Raw genomic sequence first — 21,102 nt, 5'->3', positions numbered from 1 at the left:
CCTCTCGCGGGCCTCGGTGCCGGATTTTTCCGGCCTTGTTCTCATCAAGACAGGGTTTCGGCGGAATGTAAAATACAGAATATGCTGGTAATGAATTCTGAAAAATGAATAATGCTGCTGGGCGCGGTGGCCTCCGGTTGAAACAGATATATCGCTTTTATCCGGCGTTATCCGGCAAATGCCCCGACAATAAAGGGTTTTCATCTGCGCGGCGTGCAGTCGCTACAGGATCGCCCCAAGGCTGTATCTGTTTTGTGGAATAGAGGTATCTCCTATAATGAACGAACCCACCTTCCGCCAGATTCGCTACTTTGTTGCCGTCGCCCGCGAGGGGCAGGTGTCGCGGGCGGCGAAGGAACTGAATGTCTCGCAATCGGCTGTCACCACGGCCATCCGCCAGCTTGAAGAGATTGTCGGCGCCCCCCTGTTCGACCGGCATGCGGGGGGCATGGGGCTGACCTATGAGGGGACGATCTTTCAAGATCATGCGCGGCGCGTGCTGAGTGCTCTGGACGAGGCGGTGCGCGCCCCCAACCTGCGGCGCAGCGAGGTGGAGGGCGCGCTGCGTCTGGCGATGACCTATACGGTGGCGGGCTATTATGCCTCGCCCTATCTTGAACGGTTCATCCGTGCCTTTCCGAAGGTGACGCTGCAGATGGTCGAGGCCCCGCGCGAGGCGATCGAGGACGGCCTGGTCTCTGGCCGCTATGATCTGGCACTGATGCTGACCTCGAATATCGCCAATCAGGAAGGGCTGCTTTACGAGACGCTGTTGCAATCGCGGCGCAGGCTTTGGGTCGGGGCCGAACATCCCCTGCTGGAGAAGCCCGTTGTGACCTTGGCCGATGTCGCGCAGGAGCCTTATGTCATGCTGACCGTGGACGAGGCCTCGAATACCGCGCAGCGTTACTGGAACCATTTGCGGGCGCGGCCCAGAATTGCGTTTCGGACCTCGTCAACCGAGGCGGTGCGCTCGATGGTCGGGGCAGGGATGGGGGTCACGATCCTGTCGGATATGGTCTATCGACCGTGGTCGCTGGACGGGCGGCGGGTCGATGTGATCACGCTGGCCGATCCGATCCCCACGATGAATGTGGGCTTGGCATGGGCGGCAAATGTGGAACACTCCGCCGCCGTGCAGGCCTTTTGCGAGTTCATGCATAGGGGCTAGGCCGGGGCGTAATCTAGAGAGGGGCCTCAGGCAGGGCTGAGATAGGGGGCCAGATCGGTCGGCGGGTCGATGATCGCGGTGATCTTGAGCTGCGCGATGGTGCGCGCCATCGCATTGCCCAGATGGGTGGTCAGCAGATCCGCCGCCGCCGATACCGGCCCCGTTTGCAGCAGCTCGATAATGGTCGCGATCTCGCGCAGCGTCTGCAGGTCGGGCGGCAGCCCGAGCGAGAACAGCGCAAGCTGCGAGGCATCCAGCGCGCGGCGGTTGAGTTCGGCGAAACGGGCAAGGTCGCGGTTGGGGGTGGCCATGACGGCAGCCTCGAAGAAGCAGCCCTCCAACCGGAACCAGCGGGCCGGCGACAGTCTCTCGACCGGATCAAGGCTGCGGATCTCGTCCAGAAGGTGCTGCAGGCTGGCCTGATCGGCGCGGCCCGATTTGAGCGCGGCCACCTCAAGCACCTGACGCAGCTCGAATTTATCCTTGATGCGTTGGGCGGTGAGCGGTTCGACGATCCAACGGGAGGTCTGGGTTTTCTGGACCAGTCCCCGTTCCTGCAGCCGCCCCAGCACATCCCGCACCACGGTGCGCGAAATATCGTATTCCTGCGCGATCATCGCTTCGATCACGCGGTAACGGCCAAAGATCAGGCTGCGCGACAGCTCGCGCTCGACCTCGGCATAGATGCGGTGCCAAGAGGGCTGCCCCAAGGCGTCGTCCAGCCCCTCCAGATCCAGCTCGACCTGACGCAGATCAACGCGCTGCGGCGTGCCGCACCCGCCCGCCACCACCAGCCCGCGACCGGAAAAGCGGGTCAGCAGCCCCTCGTCCTCTAGGATGGAAAAGGCGCGTTTGACGGTGGCCCGTGACATGCCCAGCCGCTCGGCAAGGGCGCTTTCCTGCAAGACGAAGCCTGCCAGAAGATGCCCTGCCTCGATATTGCTGCGCAACAGCGAGGCGGCGGCCTCGAACATGGTGGCAGGCGTGCCGGAGGTCGCGTCGTTGCGGTCGATGATCGCTGTGCTCATAGGGGGGCTCCGTCTGCGCCGAGAAGGTCTTGCGAGTCAGGATAACGGTTTTTGCACGCAATGCATCAATGATCTTTGCACACAAAGATCTTATTCTGATCATCAACTGAGCAGTTATCTTGCCAAAAACAGCCGGCATGTCTGGTTTTTACGCACTAGAATGATGTTATTTTGGCTTGCGATCCTAAAAAAATGATTTTTGAGCACAAAGATCGAAAAAGTCTTGATCGAAAGATAGAATCGATTTTTGTATGCATATATCAAAAATAACAGGGAGACGCCGATGCTCACGCTATCCGGGGTCAGCCGAAAATACGGCGATGTAACCGCATTGGACGGTCTGGACTTCACGGTGCCTGACGACCGCTATGTATCCCTTCTGGGGGCATCCGGCTCGGGCAAGACGACCCTGCTGCGGGTGATTGCGGGCTTTGAGGAACCTGATACTGGCACGGTCAGCTTTGATCGCACCCGTCTGGACGGGGTTCCGCCGCATCTGCGTGATATCGGCTTCGTTTTCCAGAATTTCGCGCTTTTTCCGCATCTGAGCGTGCGCGACAATGTGGCCTTCGGGCTGCGTCATCGTGCCAAGGCGGCGGTGAGCGACCCGAAAGAGGTGATCGAGCGCGCCGAGGCGGCGCTGGATCTGGTCGGGCTCAGGGGCTTTGGCCATCGCGGTGTGGGGGCAATTTCGGGCGGGCAGCGCCAGCGGGTCGCCTTGGCGCGGACGCTGGTGACCGAACCGCGGATCGTGCTTCTGGACGAACCGCTTGGCGCGCTTGATGCCAATCTGCGCGCGCGGATGTGTGACGAATTGCGCGCCATCCGCGAGCGGCTGAAAGTGTCCTTCCTGCATGTCACGGGCTCCGAGGCCGAGGCGCTGACGATGGGCGATACGGTCGCCATTCTGTCGGGCGGCAGGATCGTGCAGGATGCGCCCGCCACCCGTCTTTTTGCCAATCCCGACAATGCCGCCGCCGCCCGCCATCTGAACGCATGGAACATCCTTGCGGGGCAGGGAACGGGCGCGGGCTTTGCCACCGGTGCCGCCACATTCGCCCTGCCGCCGCATCTGATGCCGCGCGGTGCGGGCAGCCTTGGCGTGCGTTTCGACCAGATCAGCATCGCCCGCCCCGACGCTGTGCCCGAGGGGCATCTCTCCTTCCCTGCGCGCTATCTGACGGGGGAATTCAACGGCCCCACCGCGCTGGCGTTTTTCCGCACCGATGACGGGCAGCTTGTGCAGGTCGTGGACCATCTGGGCCAGCCACGCCTGCCCGAGATGACCGAAGGCGCGACCTATGCGCTGCATTTCCATCCGGACCAGATCCGTATTTTCGAGGGAGCTGCATAATGGCTGCTGCAACCACCGACCTCCCCGAGGCCACATCCCAAAGCCCCGCCGTCGCCCGTGCCCGCAAAGACCGGAACCGCGCGCTGATGTTGCTGACGCCCGGCGTGATCTGGATGGCGCTTTTCATGGTGCTGCCGATGGCGATGGTTATCTATGTCAGCTTCTGGACCCAGACCACCTTCAGCGTGAATTCGACGCTGACCACCGCCAGCTGGGAACGCTTCCTGTCGTCCCCGACCTATCTTTCCGCCATTGGCACCACGATCCGCATCTGGGCGATCGTGCTGGTGGCGACGATTGCCATCGGCTATCCGGTGGCGCTGTTCATCGGGCTTTTCGTCCGTAACAAGACCCTCCAGACCGCGCTTCTGGTCGCCTGTGTGATCCCGTTCTGGACCTCGTTCCTGATCCGCGTGATCGCTTGGCGTCCGATGCTGGGCACGGAAGGCGCGATCAACACGATCCTGCTCAATCTCGGGATCATCCACGAGCCGCTGACCTTCCTGCTGTTTTCCGAGTTCTCTGTTTTAGTAGGGATGACCCAGATCTACTGCGTCTTCATGGTGGGGCCGATCACCTTCATGCTTGGCCGCATCGACCCGTCGGTCATCGAGGCCGCACGCGATCTGGGCGCCTCCTTCGGCACCATCTTCCGCCGCATCATCCTGCCTCTGTCGCTGCCCGGTGTTGTGGTGGGCGCGATCTTCGTTTCGGTGATGGTGCTGGGCGAGTTCGCCACTGCCGCCTCGCTTTCGGGGCGCAAGGTGAACCTGCTGGGCAATATTATCGTCTCGCAGGTCGGGTCGCTCAAATGGGCCTTTGCCGCCGTGGCGGGCGTGGTCCTGACCATCATCATCACTGCCGTCATCGCGCTGGCGCTGCGCATCGTCGACCTGCGCAAGGAGATGTAACCCATGCACTCGCGTATCCTCAAACCCGTTCTTGGCGTCTATACGGCGATCTTCCTCCTCTTCCTCTATGGCCCGATGATCGTGCTGGCGATCCTCAGCTTCCAAAGCGCCGATGGCGGGCCGCAATTCCCGATCCGCGACTGGTCGATCTACTGGTACGAGCATCTTCTGGGCATGGTCGATGGATCGCGCGTCTCGCAGCTTCCTGTGGGCGATAGCCTGATCCGCTCGCTGGTGCTGGCCTTCATGACCACCGTGGTCTCGACCGTGCTGGGCGTGATGAGCGCCGAGGCCTTCCGCACCAAGTTCCGTGGCTCTGGCCCCGTTTTCTACCTCATCATCCTTGGCATGATGGTGCCGGGCGTGCTGGTGGGGCTTGGTATGGCGCTTTTGTCGAACACGCTGGGGATCGGCCGCGCATGGTGGGGCACCAGCTTCGTGCTGCATGTGGTCTATACCTATCCCTTTGCCTTCCTTGTTCTATTGGCGATCTTCAACCGCTTCGACCGCAGCGTCGAGGAAGCCTCGATGGCGCTCGGTGTCAGCCCCGCGCAGACCTTCCGCCGCGTGACCTTTCCGATCATCTTTCCGGGCGTGCTGTCGGCGATGCTTTTCTCTTTCACGCTGTCTTATGACGAATTCGCCCGCACGCTGTTTACTGCGGGGCGCGACCTGACGCTGCCGCTGGCGATCTATGGCACCTTCTCGGTGGAGATCTATCCCAACATCTTCGCCTTCGGGGTGCTGACCACGCTCTTCTCCTTCACGCTGCTGGTGATCTACGGGCTGTTGATGAAGCGCTTCACCGCACGGGCGGGCAAGTTCAAGGGGCAGGAAGCATGAGCCGCGTCGCATTGGTCACGGGCGCGGGCTCGGGGCGGCCATTGCGCTCCGGCTTGCCGCAGACGGGGCGCGGGTGGCGGTCAATGACCTGCATCCTGACGCGGCCCAAGCGACCGTCGCCGCGATTGTGGCGTCTGGGGGCGAGGCGATGGCCGTGGCCGCCGATGTCGCGGACGAGGCCTCTGTGGGCGCGATGATGGATCAGGTGCGCGCCTCGCTGGGCGACCCGCAGATCTTGGTGAACAATGCGGGCTTCGGCCATCAGGCCCCCTTCGCCGAGATCACGCCTGCCCAGTTCGACCGGATGTTTGCGGTGCACGTGCGTGGCAATTTCCTGTGCACACGGGCCTGCCTGCCCGCGATGCTCGCGGCGGGCGAGGGGGTGGTGGTCAATGTGGCCTCCCAGCTTGGTCAGGTCGGCGGTGTCGAGCTTGTCCATTACGCAGGCGCCAAGGCCGCGATCATCGGCATGACCAAATCGTTGGCGCGCGAGGTCTCAAACCGTGGCGTGCGCGTCAATGCCGTGGCCCCCGGTCCGATCAATACGCCCCTCGTTGCGGCGCTTTCCGAAGACTGGAAAGCCGCCAAACGCGCGGAGCTGCCTCTGGGCCGGTTTGGCGAGGTGGCCGAGGTGGCCGGAAGCGTGGCCTTCCTCTGTTCCGATGACGCAAAACTCTATGTAGGCCAGACGCTTGGCCCGAATTCCGGAGATGTGATGCTATGACCCAAGATAAACGGGTGGTGATTGTAACGGGCGCAGGGATCGGGATTGGTCGCGCCGCCGCCGAGACCTTTGGTGCCAAGGGCGATCATGTGATTGTCACCGATATTCTGGCCGAGGAGGGCGCGCGCGTCGTCGCGGCGATCACCGATGCGGGCGGCTCGGCGGAGTTCATGGCGCTGGATGTGCGCGACACGCCTGCCTGTGATGCGCTGGTCGCCCGCGTGCTGGAGATGCATGGCCGGATCGATGTGATCGTGGCCAATGCGGGCATCGCCCATTGTGTGCCGATGGCCGAGATGACCGACGAGAAATGGGACGAGACGTTCGAGATCGACCTCAAGGGGATGCTGCGGGTGATCCGTCCGGCCCTGCCTGCGATGAAGGCAGGGGCCTCTATCATCTGTCTCAGCTCGATCATGGGCACGGCCTATGGCTGGGACGAGCATGTGCATTACTCGGCGGCCAAATCCGGCGTGATCGGGCTGGTGCGCGGCCTTGCGGTGGAATTTGCCGCGCGTGGCATCCGCGTGAACGGCGTGGCGCCCGGCTATATCCGCACCGCGCAGCTTCTGAACCCCGGCCATAGTCTTGGTCCGCAGGCGGCTGAAATCGCCTCCCCCTATATCCCGATGCAGCGGCTGGGCGAGCCTGCCGAGATCGCCTCTGTCATCGGGTTCCTCGCCTCCGCTGATGCCTCCTACCTTACGGGGCAGGTCATCACGGTCGATGGCGGCCTGACACCGGGCCGCTACTGAATACCGCAAAAACACAAAAAGAAGCGGTGCCCTTTTTGCAACCTCATCCTCAACAGGGAATAGACATATGACCATCATCAACAGACGGCATCTCCTGCGTTCGGGCGCGGCACTGGGCGCGGTGGCGCTTGGCTCGGGCATGCATCCTTGGGCGCGTTATGCGCGTGCGCAGAGCCTCTCGTCCGAGCAGCTGCGCACCACGGGTCTGTCGACCACGGTGCAGGACCGCATCCTTGACATGTTCAAGGAGGCCAGCGGGGTGGGGTCGGTCTCGGGCACGCCCTCGACCTATCCCGATGCGCAGACCAAGATCCTGTCGGGCTCCAGCGATTATGACTGCTGGGAGATCATCGGCGAGCGCCTTCCGGCGCTGATTGCCACCGATAATGTCGAAACCATCCCGGTCTCCGAAGTGCCCAACTGGGCCTCGATCCGCGACACCTTCACGAAGACCAACCCCAAATGGGATGCCAAGGCGCAGATCTCCGGCCAGATCTGGGCGGATGCGGCGCAGACCCAGCTTTATATGGTGCCAGCGGTCTATAACTACGATTCCATCGGCTATAATCCCGATGTGCTCTCGGCCGAGGAAGCCAATACATGGACCGCGCTGTTTGACGACAAATGGAAGGGCAAGTCGGGCCTCAATGTGGACCCGCTGATTGCCATCGGGCAGGCTATTCTGGCGATGAATTCGCTGGGCCTTCTGGAGGCCAAAAATCCCGGCAACCCGACCAAGGACGAGATCGACGAGGCCGCCAAGTTCCTGATTGCCAAGAAGAAAGCGGGCCAGTTCCGCGCGCTCTGGGGGGATTTCGGCGAGCTGGTGAACCTTATGGCTTCGGGCGAGATGGTGGTCTGTGATGCGTGGCAGCCTGCGGTCATGGCGGTCAAGGCGCAGGGCAAGCCCGCCAAATACGCGACCCCCAAAGAGGGCTATCGCGGCTGGGCCATCGGGCCGTCAATGCTCAAGGGCACGCCCAACCGCGAGGCGGTCATCGCCTATGCCAATTTCTGGCTCTCGGGCAAGCCGGGCATCATGGTGACCGAACAGGGCTATTACTCGCCCGCGACCAATATCAAGGATGCGATGGACCCCGATGAATACGCCTTCTGGTATGAAGGCCAGCCGTGGAAAGGCGCGGCCACCCGCGGCATCAATCCGGGCGATCTGCGCGATGGCGGCTCGCTGGAAGAACGCGCGGCCAATGTCGCTTACTGGCATCAGTGGCCGGATGAATATGACCACCTGATCCAGCGCTGGGACGAGTTCCTGAACGCCTAAAACCGGGGTTTCCCCTGACTGGCCCGGGCGGGATCGCCCGTCCGGGTCTTTTTCCTCAGACTAAACAGGCTGCCCCATGATCTATGACCTCGAGCTGATTTCGGTCGGCAAGACCTATTCCGATGGCACGGTCGCCGTGTCCGATTTCGACCTGAAGGTGGAAAAGGGCGAGTTTGTCGCCTTTCTCGGGCCGTCGGGCTGCGGCAAATCCACGACCCTGCGCATGATCGCCGGTTTCGAGGACATCACCAATGGCGAGGTGATGATGATGAACCGCAATGTCACGCATCTCCCTGCCGAAAAGCGCCCGACCTCGATGATTTTCCAGAACTATGCGCTCTTCCCGCATATGACGGTGCGCCAGAATATCGGCTTCGGGCTGGAGGTGAAGGGGCTGCCCCGCGCGGAACGCGACCGCAAGGTGGAGCGCATCCTCGATATGTTCGACCTCACCGCCGTGGCCGACCGCAAGGCCGACCGCCTGTCGGGCGGACAGCGCCAGCGGATCGCGCTGGCCCGCGGGCTGGTGGTGGAGCCCGAGATTCTGCTGCTGGACGAACCGCTTGGCGCGCTCGATGCCAATCTGCGCCGGATCATCCAGAACGAGCTGAAGCTGTTGCAGCGCGAACTGGGGATCACCTTCATTTTTGTCACCCATGCGCAATCCGAGGCCCTTGGCCTGTCGGACCGCGTGGTGGTGATGTCGAACGGGGTGGTCGAGCAGATCTCGGCCCCGAAAGAGCTTTACCGCCGCCCCGCGACGCCGTTTGTCGCCGATTTCATCGGGGCGAATACGCTGATCGAGGGGCGCAGCCTGCCGTCCGAGGGCGGGTTTGCCCGCCTCGACACGCCTCTTGGGGCGCTGGCGGGGGTAGGAGCGCCCGAGGCGACGCTGGCGGTGATCCCCGCCGAGGCCTTCCGCCTGAGCCCGCAAGGCACGGCAGGCGAGATCTGTCTGCCCGCAACGGTGACAGGCCGCCAGATCGTGGGCGCCACCGGCTATTTCCGGATGCAGCTCGCCGACCAGCGCGAGATTCGCATCGAAACCCATGCCGAGCGCGCGCTTGGGCTGGATGCCGGCGCGTCCGTCACGCTCGCACTCGACCCCGCCTCGGTCACGATGATCGCAGGCTAAGATTTTCAAAAGGAGACGAAAAATGGCAAAGGAAATTCTTGTTGGCTTCGGCATCGACGTGGATGCGGTGGCGGGCTGGCTTGGCTCCTATGGCGGCGAGGACAGCCCCGATGATATCTCGCGCGGGTTGTTTGCAGGCGAAGTGGGCGCGCCGCGCTTGCTGGATATGTTCGACAAGTTCGGCATCAAGACCACATGGTTCATCCCCGGCCATTCGGCGGAGACCTTCCCCGAGCAGATGAAGGATGTGGCCGCGCGCGGCCACGAGATCGGCATTCACGGCTATAGCCACGAAAACCCGATCGCCATGACCCCCGAGCAGGAAGAGGCGGTGCTGGATAAATGTATCGGCCTGATCACCGAGATCTCGGGCAAGCGCCCCACGGGCTATGTTGCGCCGTGGTGGGAGTTTTCGAATGTCACCAATGAACTCCTGCTGAAGAAGGGCATCAAATACGACCACTCCCTGATGCATAACGATTTCACCCCCTATCGGGTGCGGGTGGGCGATAGCTGGACCAAGATCGATTATGCAGGCAAGCCCGAGGACTGGATGAAGCCTCTGGTGCGTGGCGAGGAGACCGATCTGATCGAGATCCCCGCCAACTGGTATCTCGATGACCTGCCGCCGATGATGTTCATCAAGAAATCGCCCAATAGCCACGGCTTCGTCAATCCGCGCGATATCGAGGAGATGTGGCGTGACCAGTTCGACTGGGTCTATGCCAATATGGAGTATGCGGTCTTCCCGATCACCATCCACCCCGATGTCTCGGGCCGTCCGCAGGTGCTGATGATGCTCGAACGGCTCTTCAACCATATCAAATCGCATGAGGGCGTGAAATTCGTCACCATGAACGAGATGGCCGATGATTACGCGGCCCGTTTCCCGCGCAAATAACCACTCGCGCAACAGATCCGGGCGGGGCGACCCGCCCGGATCACCTAAGAGAAAGGCTCGGATATGTGCTCGCTTTGCGGCATCTTGGGATGCGATGACCATTGGACGAATGCTGTGGGGCGCGAGGGCGTGTTCACCCGCAATACCGACAGGCAGGCCCGCCGTGCCGAGGGCGCGCGCCGGATTCGCGCGGCCAATGCCGTGCTGGCCCATCGCCGCCTGACCCTCGCCGAATGGCAGGGGATCAATTATGTGCTCTCCTCGCCCACCGGAAAGTCGAGCGTGTTCGAGGCGCTCTCGCATCTGTGGCCAGAGGCCGAGGCACTGGCGGGGCGGGCTTTTGACCCGCTAGACGAGGACCTGATTGCCTTTATGGAGGCCAAATGACCCCAGTCATCCTGCTCACGGGCTTTCTTGGCTCGGGGAAAACCACGCTGTTGCAGCGGCTGCTGGAGGACCCCTCGCTGTCGGATGCCGCCGTCCTGATCAACGAATTCGGAGAGGTCGGGCTTGACCACCATCTTCTCGACCGGATCGACGAGAATGTGGTGCTGCTGAAATCGGGCTGCGTGTGCTGCACCGTGCGTGGCGAGGTGGCGGAGGCGCTGCAAAACCTCCATAGTCTGCGCACGCGGGGCGAGATCTCCTTTGGGCGCGTGGTCATCGAGACCACGGGGCTGGCCGATCCCTATCCGGTCTTGCAGACGCTGACGGCGCATCCGGTGCTGCGCAGCCATTTCCGTACGGGCGGTGTTTTGACAACGGTGGATGCGGTGAATGCGGCCTTGCAGCTTGACCATCGCGCCGAGGCGATCCGCCAGATTGCCAGCGCCGACCGGATCATCCTGACCAAGACCGATCTGGCCGATGAGGCGCAGGTGGCAAGACTGCGTGAGCGGCTGCATAGGATGAACCCCGCCGCATCGGTCTGGAGCACGCAAGACAGCGTGACGCAGATGCTGGGCGGGCTGGATGCCGACCGCGCGCGTCTGCCCGCACTGTGCGGCGACGCAGGCCCGTGTGCCTCGCACCACCACCATCATAATGACTTAGGCGTGACCTCCTTCTCTCTGGTGATCGAAGAGCGTATAGATTGGACCATGTTCGGGATTTGGCTCACGCTTTTATTGCATCGTTATGGTGATCGTATTTTTCGCGTGAAGGGGATCCTGGCTCTGGAAGGAGAAGATCGTCCCGTGGCCATTCATGGCGTTCAGCATCTGGTGCATGCCCCCACCCATATGACGCATTGGCCCGAGGGCCAGCGTCTGTCGCGGCTGGTCTTCATACTGGAAGGGCTGGAGCCCGACCTGATCCGCCGTTCGTTTGCCGCCTTCACCGGCCTTGCCTGCGCGAGGGCCGTGGCTTGACGGACCGGCTGCGTATTCTGACCACCGAAATCCAGCCTTGGCGCAGGTTCAAGGACCGTGCGGAGGCCGATCTCGGGTTCGAGCTTGATTTCATCGAGATGGATTTCGTGAATGCGCAGCGCATCGCCGCCATGTCGCCGCATAGCTATGATGTCTATGACCAGTGTTTCCACAATCTCGATATCGTCTGGCACTGGCGCGCGATCCAGCCGATCGAGATCGACCGCATCACCTATTGGTCCGAGATGGAAAGCCCCGCGCTAGATCCGGTGCCGGGATCGCTTGGCTATGGTGATGTTCCGGCGACGCGGCTTTGGGTGCAGGCGGATGCCTCGCTTTCCGCGCGACCGGGACGGCAGATCTCGATGCTGCCAACCGTCTATAATTACGACAGTTTCGCCATCGATATCGGTGCGACAGGACTGAATGTCGACAGCGATGTCACAAGCTGGGCCGAGCTTCTTGACCCGCGCTGGCATGGGCGGGTGGCGCTGGTGGATGATCCGGGGATCGGTGTTTTCGACCTTGTGCAGGCCTTGATGGCCGCCGACCGGATGAAGGTCGCCGACCCGGGCAATATGACCGTGGCCGAGATCGACGAGATGGCGGCCTTGGGGCTTGATCTTGTGGCCTCGGGGCATCTGGCGCCATTCTGGCGGCGCGCGACCGAGCCGCTGGAGCGGTTCCGCGCGGGCGAGCTGGCGATCTCGTCGCTTTGGTCGCCGACCGTGGTGGCGATGAAAGAGGCGGGGCTGCGGGTGCGTCAGGCCGTGCCGGAGGAAGGCTACCGTGCATGGCATGGGGGCATGTGTCTGGCGCGGCATCTGGAGGGCGCGCGGCTGGATCGTGCCTATGCATGGCTCAACTGGTATCTGTCCGGCATCGCGGGCGCACAAGTCGCGCGGCAGGGCTATTACATGTCGGTGCCCGGACGGGTGCGCGACACGCTGCCCCCTGCGGAATGGGACTATTGGTATGAGGGGCGCGCCGCCGCGACCGATCTGCCGGGACCAAACGGGCATGTCGCGGTGCGCAAGGGCGATATGCGCTCGGGCGGGTCGGTCAGGGCGCGGTCGAAGAATGTCGCGGTCTGGAACTCGACAATGGACGAGCATAACTACCTTGTGCGCCGCTGGACCGAGATTATCACCGCAGCGGCGCAGGCGCAGGGCCGCGGATCGCGTAAGGCCGGATAGGGCCGCTTCCCCTTCAGGAAAGGATGACTATGGCACGGATACATCTGATTGCCACCGGCGGAACGATTGCGTCGCGCGCCGAAACACAGGGCGGGCCGGTGACGGCGGGGCTTTCGGCGCAAAGCCTGTTGTCGGGGCTGCATGATCCGCTGGACGGGATCGAGGTCAGCGCCGAGAGCTTTCAGGCGAAGGGAAGTTATGCACTTGATCTGGCAACGGTTTTCGCGCTTTGCCAGCGGATCGAGACGGTGCTTGCCGCGCCGGAGATTGACGGGGTTGTGGTGACACATGGCACCGATACGATGGAGGAAAGCGCCTATCTGGCCTATCTTCTGGTGGGCTCGGACAAGCCCGTGGTGTTTACCGGTGCGCAGCGCCATGCCGGTGTCGCCGATACCGACGGGCCACGCAATATCGCCGAGGCCATCCGCGCCGCCGCCTGTCCCGCGATGACCGGCATGGGGGCCGCTATCGTCTTCGAAGGCGAGATCCATTCGGCGCGCCATGTCACCAAATTCCATGCCTCGCGGGTCGATACGTTCCGCTCTCCCGGATTTGGCAAGATCGGGGATGTGGACGAAGGGCAGGTCTACGTGGCCCGTGCCAACGCGACCCCCCGCCGGATCTACAGACCCGAACGGCTTGATCCTGCGGTCGAGCTGGTCCTGCTGGGGCTGGGGAGCCGCCCGAACTATCTGTCATGGGCGGTCGAGACGGGGGCAACTGGGGTGGTTCTGGCGGCCTTCGGGCGTGGGAATGCCCCCGAAGGATTTGCGCAGGCCGCAGCGCAGGCGCGGGAGCAGGGCTGTCCGGTGGTGGTGGCGACACGCTGCCCCGAAGGCCGGACGCTACCGGTTTACGGCAATGATTCCGGCGGGCGCAGTCTGGAAGACGCCGGGGTGATTTTCGCCGGAGCCCTGCCGCCGGTCAAAGCGCGGCTTCTGCTGGCGGTGCTGCTGGGGCAGGGGGCGGATCTGGTCCGGATCGCGGCGGCCTTCGCGCAGGAGGGGTAGCGCGCCCGAGGCAGGCGGGCGTGGAAAATCGTGACTAGAGATTTCGTGCTGTGCTCGTTAAAGTCGCACCGAGCAATAAGACAGGCGTATCAAACGTGAACGAGACCCCCCGGCCCGGCGCCACGAAAGACCAGATCACGCAGGTTGGTGAAACCCGCCCTGCGGCAAAAGCGTCCGCAGCACCGGAACCGGCTCAAAAGCCAGCCCCCGATCCGGCTCAGGCGAAAGCCGCACCGGTTCCGCCGCAGCCGAAGCCACAGCCGCAGGCAAAATCGCAGGGCAAGCCTCAGGGCAAATCTGCCGAGACGCCCTTGAAAGACAAGATTCTGGTTGCGCCGACGGTGGCGATGGCGGCGCTGAAATCGCGCCACCGGGCAATGGCGCTGAGTTTCCTGTTCATTGTGGTGCTGCCGGTCTTTCTGGCGTCGTTCTACCTTTATACGCGCGCCCATGATCGCTACGTCTCCCATGTCGGGTTTTCCGTGCGATCCGAAAACACGTCCTCCGCAATGGAGATGCTGGGCGGTCTGGCCGAGATTTCGGGGTCTTCTTCCTCGGATACCGATATTCTGTATAATTATATCAAGAGCGAAGAGTTGGTGCGCGCGCTTGATGCCAAACTGGACCTGCGCAAGATGTGGGCCAAGGCGGGGGATCGCTGGTGGCATTGGGGGGACGACCCGTGGTACGCCTATCATCCCGGTGGCACGATCGAGGATCTGACCGATTATTGGGGCCGCATGGTTCAGGTCTATTCCGATAGCGGCACCGGCCTGATCGATGTCGAGGCGCAGGCCTTCACGCCGGAAGATGCCCATAAGCTGACACAGGCGATCTTCGACGAGAGCTCGAAGATGATCAACCGCCTGTCGCAGATCGCGCGGGAAGACAAGATCCGCTATGCGCGCGACGAGCTTGAAACGGCGGTGCAGCGTCTGAAAACGGCCCGCGCGGCGATGACCCAGTTCCGCAATGAAAACCAGATCGTGGACCCGCAATCGCTGATCGAGGGGCAGGTGGGGCTGCTGTCCTCGCTGCAACAGCAGCTTGCGCAGTCGCTGATCGAGCTGGACACCCTGCGCCAGACCACGCGCGACAATGATCCGCGGATCGTGCAGACCGAACGCCGCGTGCAGGTGATCTCTGACCGTATCGCCGCCGAGCGCAAGAAGCTGGGGCTGAGCGGGACCGTCGGCGGCGCGCCTGCCTCCAGCGATATGACCGATGGCGAGGGCTATGCCAATATCGTCGGGCAATATGAAAGCCTTGCGGTGGACCAGCAATTTGCCGAGCAAAGCTACACCGCCGCAATGACCGCCTATGATACCGCCAAAGCCGAGGCGAACCGCCAGAGCCGCTATCTTGCGGCCCATATCCGGCCCTCGATGCCCGAAGCGTCGATGGAGCCCGTGCGCGGCGAGATCGTGGCGCTGCTGGCCATCATCATGACGATGGTCTGGGTTCTGGTGGTCCTGGTTGCCTATGCCCTGAGAGATCGCCGCTAAGCGCGCGGGAGGCATGTCGTGATCGTTTTGAAAAACCTCACCAAAGTGTTCCGCGCCGCAGGTCAGAAAAAGGTCGTCGCCCGCCAGATCAATGCCGTGTTTCCGACCGGTGTATCGGTTGGCCTGCTGGGCCGGAACGGCGCGGGCAAATCCACTTTGTTGCGGATGATCGCGGGGCTGTCCTCGCCGAATTCCGGCGAGGTGCTGACCGACGGGCGGATTTCCTACCCCGTGGGGCTGGCCAGCTCCATGCATCAGGATATGACCGGTGCGCAGAATGCCCTGTTCGTGGCACGGGTCTACGGGGCCGATACCGACGAGATGGTGAATTTTGTCGAGGAATTTGCCGAGCTCGGGCCGCATTTCCATATGCCGGTGCGGACCTATTCTTCGGGGATGCGCGGTCGGCTGAGTTTCGGGATCAATATGGCGCTGGATTTTGACACCTATCTCGTGGACGAGGTGACCGCTGCGGGCGATGCCAGCTTCCGCGACAAGAGTAACGCGATGTTTCTGGATCGGGTGCGCTCCCGTTCGGCCATCTATGTCTCGCATTCGGATGCGCAGATCCGCCGGATCTGCACGGCGGGGGCCGTGTTGGAAAAAGGCACCCTGACCTATTATCCGGATGTCGACGAGGCCATCGCCCATCACAATCGGAATATGAAACAAAAATGACCCAGAACCCGATTGACCAGCTCAGCCCCGAAGAACTTGGCCGCTTGCGCTCTGTCAAAAGCACGCCACCGCTCAGCACGTTCCGCACGATTTTTGCCCTGATCCTGCGCGAGATGAGCGCGACCTATGGCCGCTCGCCCGGTGGTTATCTCTGGGCGATCCTCGAACCGGTTCTGGGGATTGCGGTCTTGGTGGCGATCTTCTCTATCGGCTTCCGCTCGCCGCCTCTGGGGAAGAATTTCGCCCTGTTCTATGCCACGGGTATGATGCCGCTTTGGATGTTTACCACCACCTCCACGAAAGTGTCGCAAGCCATCAACTTCTCGCGGCAGCTGCTCAGCTACCCGCGTGTGACCTTCCTTGATGCGGTGCTGGCGCGTTTCATCCTCAATGTTGCCACGCAGGCGCTGAATTCGACCATCATCCTTTCGGTCATCCTGATGGTTTATGACACCCGCACGACGTTCATCCTGCCGCGCGTTTTGTCCGCCTATCTGATGGCGTCCTGTCTGGGGCTCGGGGTGGGGATGCTGCTCTGTACGCTGATCTCCCGCCATCCGCTCTGGCAGATGGTCTGGAGTGTGATCACCCGCCCGCTGATGCTGATCTCGGGGGTCATCTTGCTGCACGAGACCTTGCCGCGCCCCTATAGCACATGGCTCAACTGGAACCCGCTGGTCCATGTTACAGGCGAGATGCGCACGGCGTTCTACTATTCCTATCACGCCGAATATCTCAATCCCGGCTATGTCTATCTGGTCGCTCTGATCTGCGGCACATTGGGTCTGTTTTTCCTGCGCCGTTATTACCGCGACATGATGGAGAAATAGGGGCGGCTCCGGCGCAGACCCGCCGGAAGCTTGCCGGTGCCAGTCTGATGGGGGCCAGTCAGAGGGGGCGCTGGCTGGGGCGCCCTGTCTCGGTGCTGTAATAGGCCGTATAGTAGAACTCTTTGGTGCTGCGCGGATCGATACGGTTCAAGATCAGCCCCCCGAGTTTACGCCCCGAGCTGTGCAGCGCGGCCAGGCCGTCGCGCACCTGGACCCGCGTGGTGATATTCCAGTTGACCAGAAACAGCGCCCGGTCGCAGCCCTGCAAGATGATCCGCGTGTCGGGCACGCAAAGCACGGGCGGGGTGTCGATGATGACATAGTCATAGCTGTCGCGCGCCTCGGCCAGAAGCCGCGAAAACGCCTCTGATGCGAAGATATCAGCGGGGTTGCCGTGGGTTTTCGCCCCAAACAGCACATCCATCCCGCTACGCGGATCGGTATGCACCGCCTCCGCCAGCGACAGGCTTCCGGTGAGTGCGCCGATCATGTCCTGCGCGGCTGCAACCCCGAGATACTCCTTGAAGACCCGCCGCCGCAGATCGCCCTCGATCACCAGCACGCGCTTGCCCAGACTGGCCATCTGACGGGCAAGTCCCAGCGAGACGGTGGTCTTGCCCTCCTGCGGATTGGCCGAGGTGATGGCGATCACCTTCTGGCCCAGCAACAATTGTTCAAGCACGATATTCGTGCGCAGCCCGCGCAGGGCCTCGGCGGCGGGCGAATCCGGATAGTCATGCAGGAAATCGATGCTCGAGCGTCCCTTGCCGCCCGGCAGGCGGGGAAGCTGGCCGATCACTTTCTGGCCGGTGAACTCTTCCAGCTCGTGGGCCGAACGGATGGTCTGCCGGAATGTCTGCCGCAACAGCAAGATCATCAACCCCAAGGCCGCCCCCAGCATCGCGCTGAGCGACAGCACCAGAGGTGGTCGCGGCAGATAGGGCGCGCCCGGTTCGACTGCTGCCGAAAGGACGCGGCTATCGGCCATCTGGCGGCCTTCGCGGGCGATCGTATCCTTGAGGCGGGTCAGGAAATGGCCATAGACCAGCAGATCGGTTTCGCTTTGCTGTTCCAGCAACTTCTGGCGGGTGGCCGTTTCCGTCTCGCTGCGCAGACCGGTGTCGATCTCGCCATATTGGCGTTCGAGATTGCGCAGCGTGGCCGCGTCGATCGCCACTTGCGCCTCGCGGGTGGCACGCGCGTCGGGCGCAGCCGTGGCGGGCAGAGCCTGCAGACGGCGCTGGCTTTCGGACAGGGCCAGCCGCGCGGTCGCCAGATCGCCTTCCAGCTTCTGCAGGCGGCGGGTCTGCACCACCGTGCGCGCGGTCTCTGTTGCCGCCGAACCGCTCAGTCGCGACAGTTCGGCATTGGAGGTCTCGATCTGGTGCTGGAGATCGGTCAGCCGCTGCCCCAGCCAACGGATCGCATTATCGCTTTCGTGCCGTTTCAGCGCGATCTGCTGGCTGATATAGTTCTGTGCGAGCCGGTCGGCGATCAGGGCCGATTTCTGCGGGGTCTCGGTGACCGCGCTCAGTTCGAACACGAGGCTCGGTGCAAGATTGCGGATGGTGACATTTTCGCTGAGCACCGAAATTGCCGCCTCGCGCTGTTGGTCGGGCGTCGGGCGTGTGCTGGCCTGTCCGGGGAACAGGGCCCTGAGCCGCGCGCCAAATCCGGGGGCCCGCAGACTGGCGTTGAATTCCGGATCCGCGGTCAGTGCAAGATCATCGACGACCGTGCCCAGCAAGGCCCGACCGCGCAGAATTTCGACTTCGGTGCGGCGGATCGTGTCATCGATCGGTCGGGCGCGGTCGGGCACGCGGTCCGGATCGGTCAGGCTTTCATCTTGCGGCTCCAGCAGGACAGAGGTGGTGGCGCGGTAGAGTGGCGTGGCGAATTCCGACAGCCAGAGCTGCCCCAGACCCAGTGCCAGTACCGTCGTGCTGGCAATCAGCCACCGTCCCGACCAGAGTGTTTTCAGCGTCGTGGCAACCTGACCATCGGTCACGGCGATCTGGTCCGGCGCGCCTGACAGGCTCAGATGCGGCTGGCTTGTGCGAAAGCCCGATTGAATGCTCATGATATGCCCCCTCTGACGGCATCTTGCGGGAACAAAAGAGGACAGGCAGAAAACGTCTGTAAAGTCTGTACCATTTACGAACCGGAAGCGATGCGCGAACGCGGTGAAAGAGATCTATTTTTTCGAGCATTCGCCGATCTCGGTTAATTCGCGTTTAACGCCATTAAGGTAAATCGATTGCATTCGAATTATCTGTGCCGAGTGTCATGTCCCGATCCTTCCTCTATATTCACGTCCCAAAATGCGGTGGTACCAGCTTCGGTGCGGCTTTGCGGCTGGCCTTCTGGCCGTCTCAGGGAACAATCGACATTGATCGCACCAAACGGATCGCGCAGGCGCTAGAGCCGCAGGCGCGCGACACGGCCCTTATCTTGGCGGATTATGCCGTGCGGCGGGTCGAGGTGGCCCAGATGCTGGAGCGCAACCTGCGCTGTATTTCGGCCCATGTGCAGTTCAACGCGGATCTGGTGGCGCAGCTTGCGCCAGAGCGGGCCTGCGTCAGCCTGCTGCGCGAGCCCGTCGCACGGTTCCTGTCGCATTACGCCTATGTCCAGCGCCGCCATCCCGATCCGGCGCGGGCCGATCTGCTGGAGGCCTTTCTCGAGACCGAGCCTGCACAGCGTTTCGGCTCGCAATATCTGTATTATTTCGCCGGCACCTATCAGCATCACAGTGCCGCTCCTGCCGCAGATGTCGCGCGGGCCTGTCAGGCGCTCGAGGGTTTCGCACTGGTCGGGTTTCTTGACGAGGGGGCCGCGTTCCGTGCCGCATTGCGACGGCTGGCCGGTCGCCCTCTCCTGCCTTTGTCGCGCAACAAGCGCCCCGATCCGGCGCCGCAATGCCCGCCCCATCTGCGGGCGCGGATCGAGGATATCTGCGCGCCCGATCTTGCCATCTACCGCCATATCCGTGCCGCCGCGCAGGGCGGGGTCTATCGCGGCGGGGCCTGAGCCATGTCCAAGGCGCTCTGGTCTGTGGTGCTGCAACTGTCGCGACTGGGCGGCAATGTGATCTTTTTCCTTGCTATGGCGCGGTTGCTGCCGGTTGCGGATCTGGGGGCATTCGCAACGGCGCTTGCGGTGTTCCGGTGGTCGCAGGTGCTTCATAAGGGCGGCATTGCCGATGCGGTGGTGTTGACCGCGCCTGCCGATGCCGCGCGACTGGCGGCCTTGTTCTGGCTGGCGCAGGCGCTGACGGTCGGCATTGCGGTGCTGGCTTTGGGGCTGATCGGTCTGGCATATCTGGGGGTGGGGGCGTTGCAGGATATGCAGGCCCAGATCGCCACCCTGTTGCTGGTGCCACTGTTTCAGGGGGCGAGTGCGGTGCAGGAGGCGCAGCTACGTCAGGCGCTGCGGCTGCGGGCACTGGCGCTGCGCACTGCCGCCGTGCAGCTTCTTTCGGGGGCGGGCGGGTTTGCGCTTTATGCGATGGGCGGCGGGGTCTGGTCGCTGGTCGGGTTTGCGGTGATCAACGCTGTTGCCTCGGCGCTTCTGTCATGGCGGATGGCGCGGTGGTGGCCCTCCGACGGGCCGCGTCTGGTACAGATGCGCGCCCTTGCTCCCGAGGTGATGGCGATTGCCGGACGCGGGCTTGTGGCGGGGGCGGCCCTGCCCTTGATCCAGTTCCTGCTGGGGCTGGTTTATGGCGGTGCGATTGCGGGCGGCTTCCAGATTGCACAGCGGATCTTCCAGCTTGTGGATGCGCTGACATTGGCGCCGCTGCGCTTTCTGGTGCTGCCCGTGATGATGCGGGCCAAGGACCGGAGCGCGGGTCTGGTTGTGCGGGTTCTGCGGCTGGCGGCCCTTGTGTCGGCACCAGCCTATATGGCGGTGGCAGTCTGGGCGCTGCCGGTGCTGAACGCGCTGTTGGGGGCATCTGCGGCAGGGCTTGCCGCGCCAATGGTGCAGGCGCTTGCAGCGCTCGGGCCGGTGGCGACGACCGTTCTCGGGGTCGATCAGGCTTTGGTGGTGCGCAAGGGGGCGGGGCGGGCCTTCCTGCGTGCGGGGCTGGGATTGGGCCTGAGTGCCGGATGTGTTGTCCTGATGGTGCCGGTGTCCGCGCAGGCGATGATCCTTGGCCATGTGCTGGCCTCCTATCTTGCCTTGGGGCTGTTTTTGCCGCGCATGTTGCGGCTGATCGGGCTGGAGGTTCGGGCCTTGCTCTGGGCCGTCGGGCTGCCCTATCTGCTCTGTGCGGGGCTGGCGGCCTGCTTGGCCCTGCCTTTCGGGGCGGTCGCATTTGGCGGCGGCTGCGGGGGGGTGGCCTTGTGCTGGTGGCGCATGGTGCGGCAGGTCGGGCGGGCCTAGCCCCACCGCGCCTGCCG

Annotated in this window: 20 protein-coding genes; 18 read left to right on the top strand and 2 right to left on the bottom strand. The window is 63.0% G+C overall.

From position 1 onward, the window contains the following. The first annotated feature begins 277 nt into the window (after nt 1–277). A complete protein-coding gene (locus WDB88_RS13585; protein WP_330646951.1) occupies nt 278–1,171 on the top strand; it encodes a LysR family transcriptional regulator in 894 nt (297 codons plus the stop codon). 26 nt (nt 1,172–1,197) lie between these two features. On the opposite strand, the gene WDB88_RS13580 is transcribed toward WDB88_RS13585, so the two are convergent. After that, on the bottom strand, nt 1,198–2,199 hold the full coding sequence (locus WDB88_RS13580; RefSeq protein ID WP_330646952.1) for a GntR family transcriptional regulator: 1,002 nt from the start codon (nt 2,197–2,199) through the stop codon (nt 1,198–1,200). A 283-nt stretch (nt 2,200–2,482) separates the two neighbouring features. Between WDB88_RS13580 and WDB88_RS13575 the strand changes: the two genes are divergently transcribed. The 15 genes from WDB88_RS13575 (at nt 2,483) to WDB88_RS13505 (ending at nt 16,699) form a co-directional block, all read left to right on the top strand. Further along, the gene (locus tag WDB88_RS13575; RefSeq protein ID WP_339109705.1) at nt 2,483–3,553 is read left to right on the top strand and encodes an ABC transporter ATP-binding protein; all 1,071 of its coding nucleotides are present in this window, start codon (nt 2,483–2,485) and stop codon (nt 3,551–3,553) included. Beyond that, nucleotides 3,553–4,464, top strand: coding sequence for an ABC transporter permease (locus WDB88_RS13570; protein ID WP_330646954.1), 912 nt, complete (start codon nt 3,553–3,555; stop codon nt 4,462–4,464). The genes WDB88_RS13575 and WDB88_RS13570 overlap by 1 nt, the downstream gene beginning before the upstream one ends. Nucleotides 4,465–4,467: 3 nt before the next feature. Next, nucleotides 4,468–5,307, top strand: a complete 840-nt coding sequence (locus WDB88_RS13565; RefSeq protein ID WP_330646955.1) for an ABC transporter permease — start codon at nt 4,468–4,470, stop codon at nt 5,305–5,307. Between the two features lie 10 nt (nt 5,308–5,317). Next, the gene (locus WDB88_RS13560) at nt 5,318–6,031 is read left to right on the top strand and encodes an SDR family NAD(P)-dependent oxidoreductase (protein ID WP_339109806.1); all 714 of its coding nucleotides are present in this window, start codon (nt 5,318–5,320) and stop codon (nt 6,029–6,031) included. Next, nucleotides 6,028–6,786: an SDR family NAD(P)-dependent oxidoreductase gene (locus WDB88_RS13555; protein ID WP_330646957.1), complete on the top strand. Its 759-nt coding sequence runs from the start codon at nt 6,028–6,030 to the stop codon at nt 6,784–6,786. Before WDB88_RS13560 ends, WDB88_RS13555 begins: the two co-directional genes overlap by 4 nt. A gap of 67 nt (nt 6,787–6,853) precedes the next feature. Next, on the top strand, nt 6,854–8,071 hold the full coding sequence (locus WDB88_RS13550; RefSeq protein WP_339109704.1) for an extracellular solute-binding protein: 1,218 nt from the start codon (nt 6,854–6,856) through the stop codon (nt 8,069–8,071). A 76-nt stretch (nt 8,072–8,147) separates the two neighbouring features. Further along, on the top strand, nt 8,148–9,206 hold the full coding sequence (locus tag WDB88_RS13545; RefSeq protein ID WP_330646959.1) for an ABC transporter ATP-binding protein: 1,059 nt from the start codon (nt 8,148–8,150) through the stop codon (nt 9,204–9,206). Nucleotides 9,207–9,228: 22 nt separating this feature from the next. Continuing rightward, nucleotides 9,229–10,107, top strand: a complete 879-nt coding sequence (locus tag WDB88_RS13540; protein ID WP_330646960.1) for a polysaccharide deacetylase — start codon at nt 9,229–9,231, stop codon at nt 10,105–10,107. A 63-nt stretch (nt 10,108–10,170) separates the two neighbouring features. After that, nucleotides 10,171–10,494: a hypothetical protein gene (locus WDB88_RS13535; RefSeq protein WP_330646961.1), complete on the top strand. Its 324-nt coding sequence runs from the start codon at nt 10,171–10,173 to the stop codon at nt 10,492–10,494. Next, a complete protein-coding gene (locus tag WDB88_RS13530) occupies nt 10,491–11,477 on the top strand; it encodes a GTP-binding protein (protein WP_339109703.1) in 987 nt (328 codons plus the stop codon). Before WDB88_RS13535 ends, WDB88_RS13530 begins: the two co-directional genes overlap by 4 nt. Further along, nucleotides 11,474–12,673: an extracellular solute-binding protein gene (locus WDB88_RS13525; protein WP_339109702.1), complete on the top strand. Its 1,200-nt coding sequence runs from the start codon at nt 11,474–11,476 to the stop codon at nt 12,671–12,673. The genes WDB88_RS13530 and WDB88_RS13525 overlap by 4 nt, the downstream gene beginning before the upstream one ends. A 29-nt stretch (nt 12,674–12,702) precedes the next feature. Further along, a complete protein-coding gene (locus WDB88_RS13520; protein WP_339109701.1) occupies nt 12,703–13,686 on the top strand; it encodes an asparaginase in 984 nt (327 codons plus the stop codon). 95 nt (nt 13,687–13,781) lie between these two features. Then, nucleotides 13,782–15,191, top strand: a complete 1,410-nt coding sequence (locus WDB88_RS13515; RefSeq protein WP_330646966.1) for a capsule biosynthesis protein — start codon at nt 13,782–13,784, stop codon at nt 15,189–15,191. Nucleotides 15,192–15,209: 18 nt separating this feature from the next. Continuing rightward, nucleotides 15,210–15,869, top strand: coding sequence for an ABC transporter ATP-binding protein (locus tag WDB88_RS13510; protein WP_330646967.1), 660 nt, complete (start codon nt 15,210–15,212; stop codon nt 15,867–15,869). Then, on the top strand, nt 15,866–16,699 hold the full coding sequence (locus WDB88_RS13505; protein ID WP_330646968.1) for an ABC transporter permease: 834 nt from the start codon (nt 15,866–15,868) through the stop codon (nt 16,697–16,699). The genes WDB88_RS13510 and WDB88_RS13505 overlap by 4 nt, the downstream gene beginning before the upstream one ends. A gap of 58 nt (nt 16,700–16,757) precedes the next feature. Here the strand turns inward: WDB88_RS13505 and WDB88_RS13500 are convergent, their stop codons facing one another. After that, entirely contained in the window at nt 16,758–18,779 is a 2,022-nt protein-coding gene (locus WDB88_RS13500) for a polysaccharide biosynthesis tyrosine autokinase (RefSeq protein WP_339109700.1), read from the bottom strand. A 206-nt stretch (nt 18,780–18,985) separates the two neighbouring features. Here WDB88_RS13500 and WDB88_RS13495 point away from each other — a divergent pair, with 206 nt between their 5' ends. Next, entirely contained in the window at nt 18,986–19,729 is a 744-nt protein-coding gene (locus tag WDB88_RS13495; RefSeq protein WP_339109699.1) for a sulfotransferase family 2 domain-containing protein, read from the top strand. Nucleotides 19,730–19,732: 3 nt separating this feature from the next. Beyond that, nucleotides 19,733–21,085: an oligosaccharide flippase family protein gene (locus WDB88_RS13490; protein WP_339109698.1), complete on the top strand. Its 1,353-nt coding sequence runs from the start codon at nt 19,733–19,735 to the stop codon at nt 21,083–21,085. The last annotated feature ends 17 nt before the right edge of the window (nt 21,086–21,102 follow it).

Source organism: Thioclava sp. GXIMD4216, assembly GCF_037949285.1.
In the GTDB taxonomy this organism is placed as follows: domain Bacteria; phylum Pseudomonadota; class Alphaproteobacteria; order Rhodobacterales; family Rhodobacteraceae; genus Thioclava; species Thioclava litoralis.
This window is presented reverse-complemented; position numbering and strand designations above follow the sequence as displayed.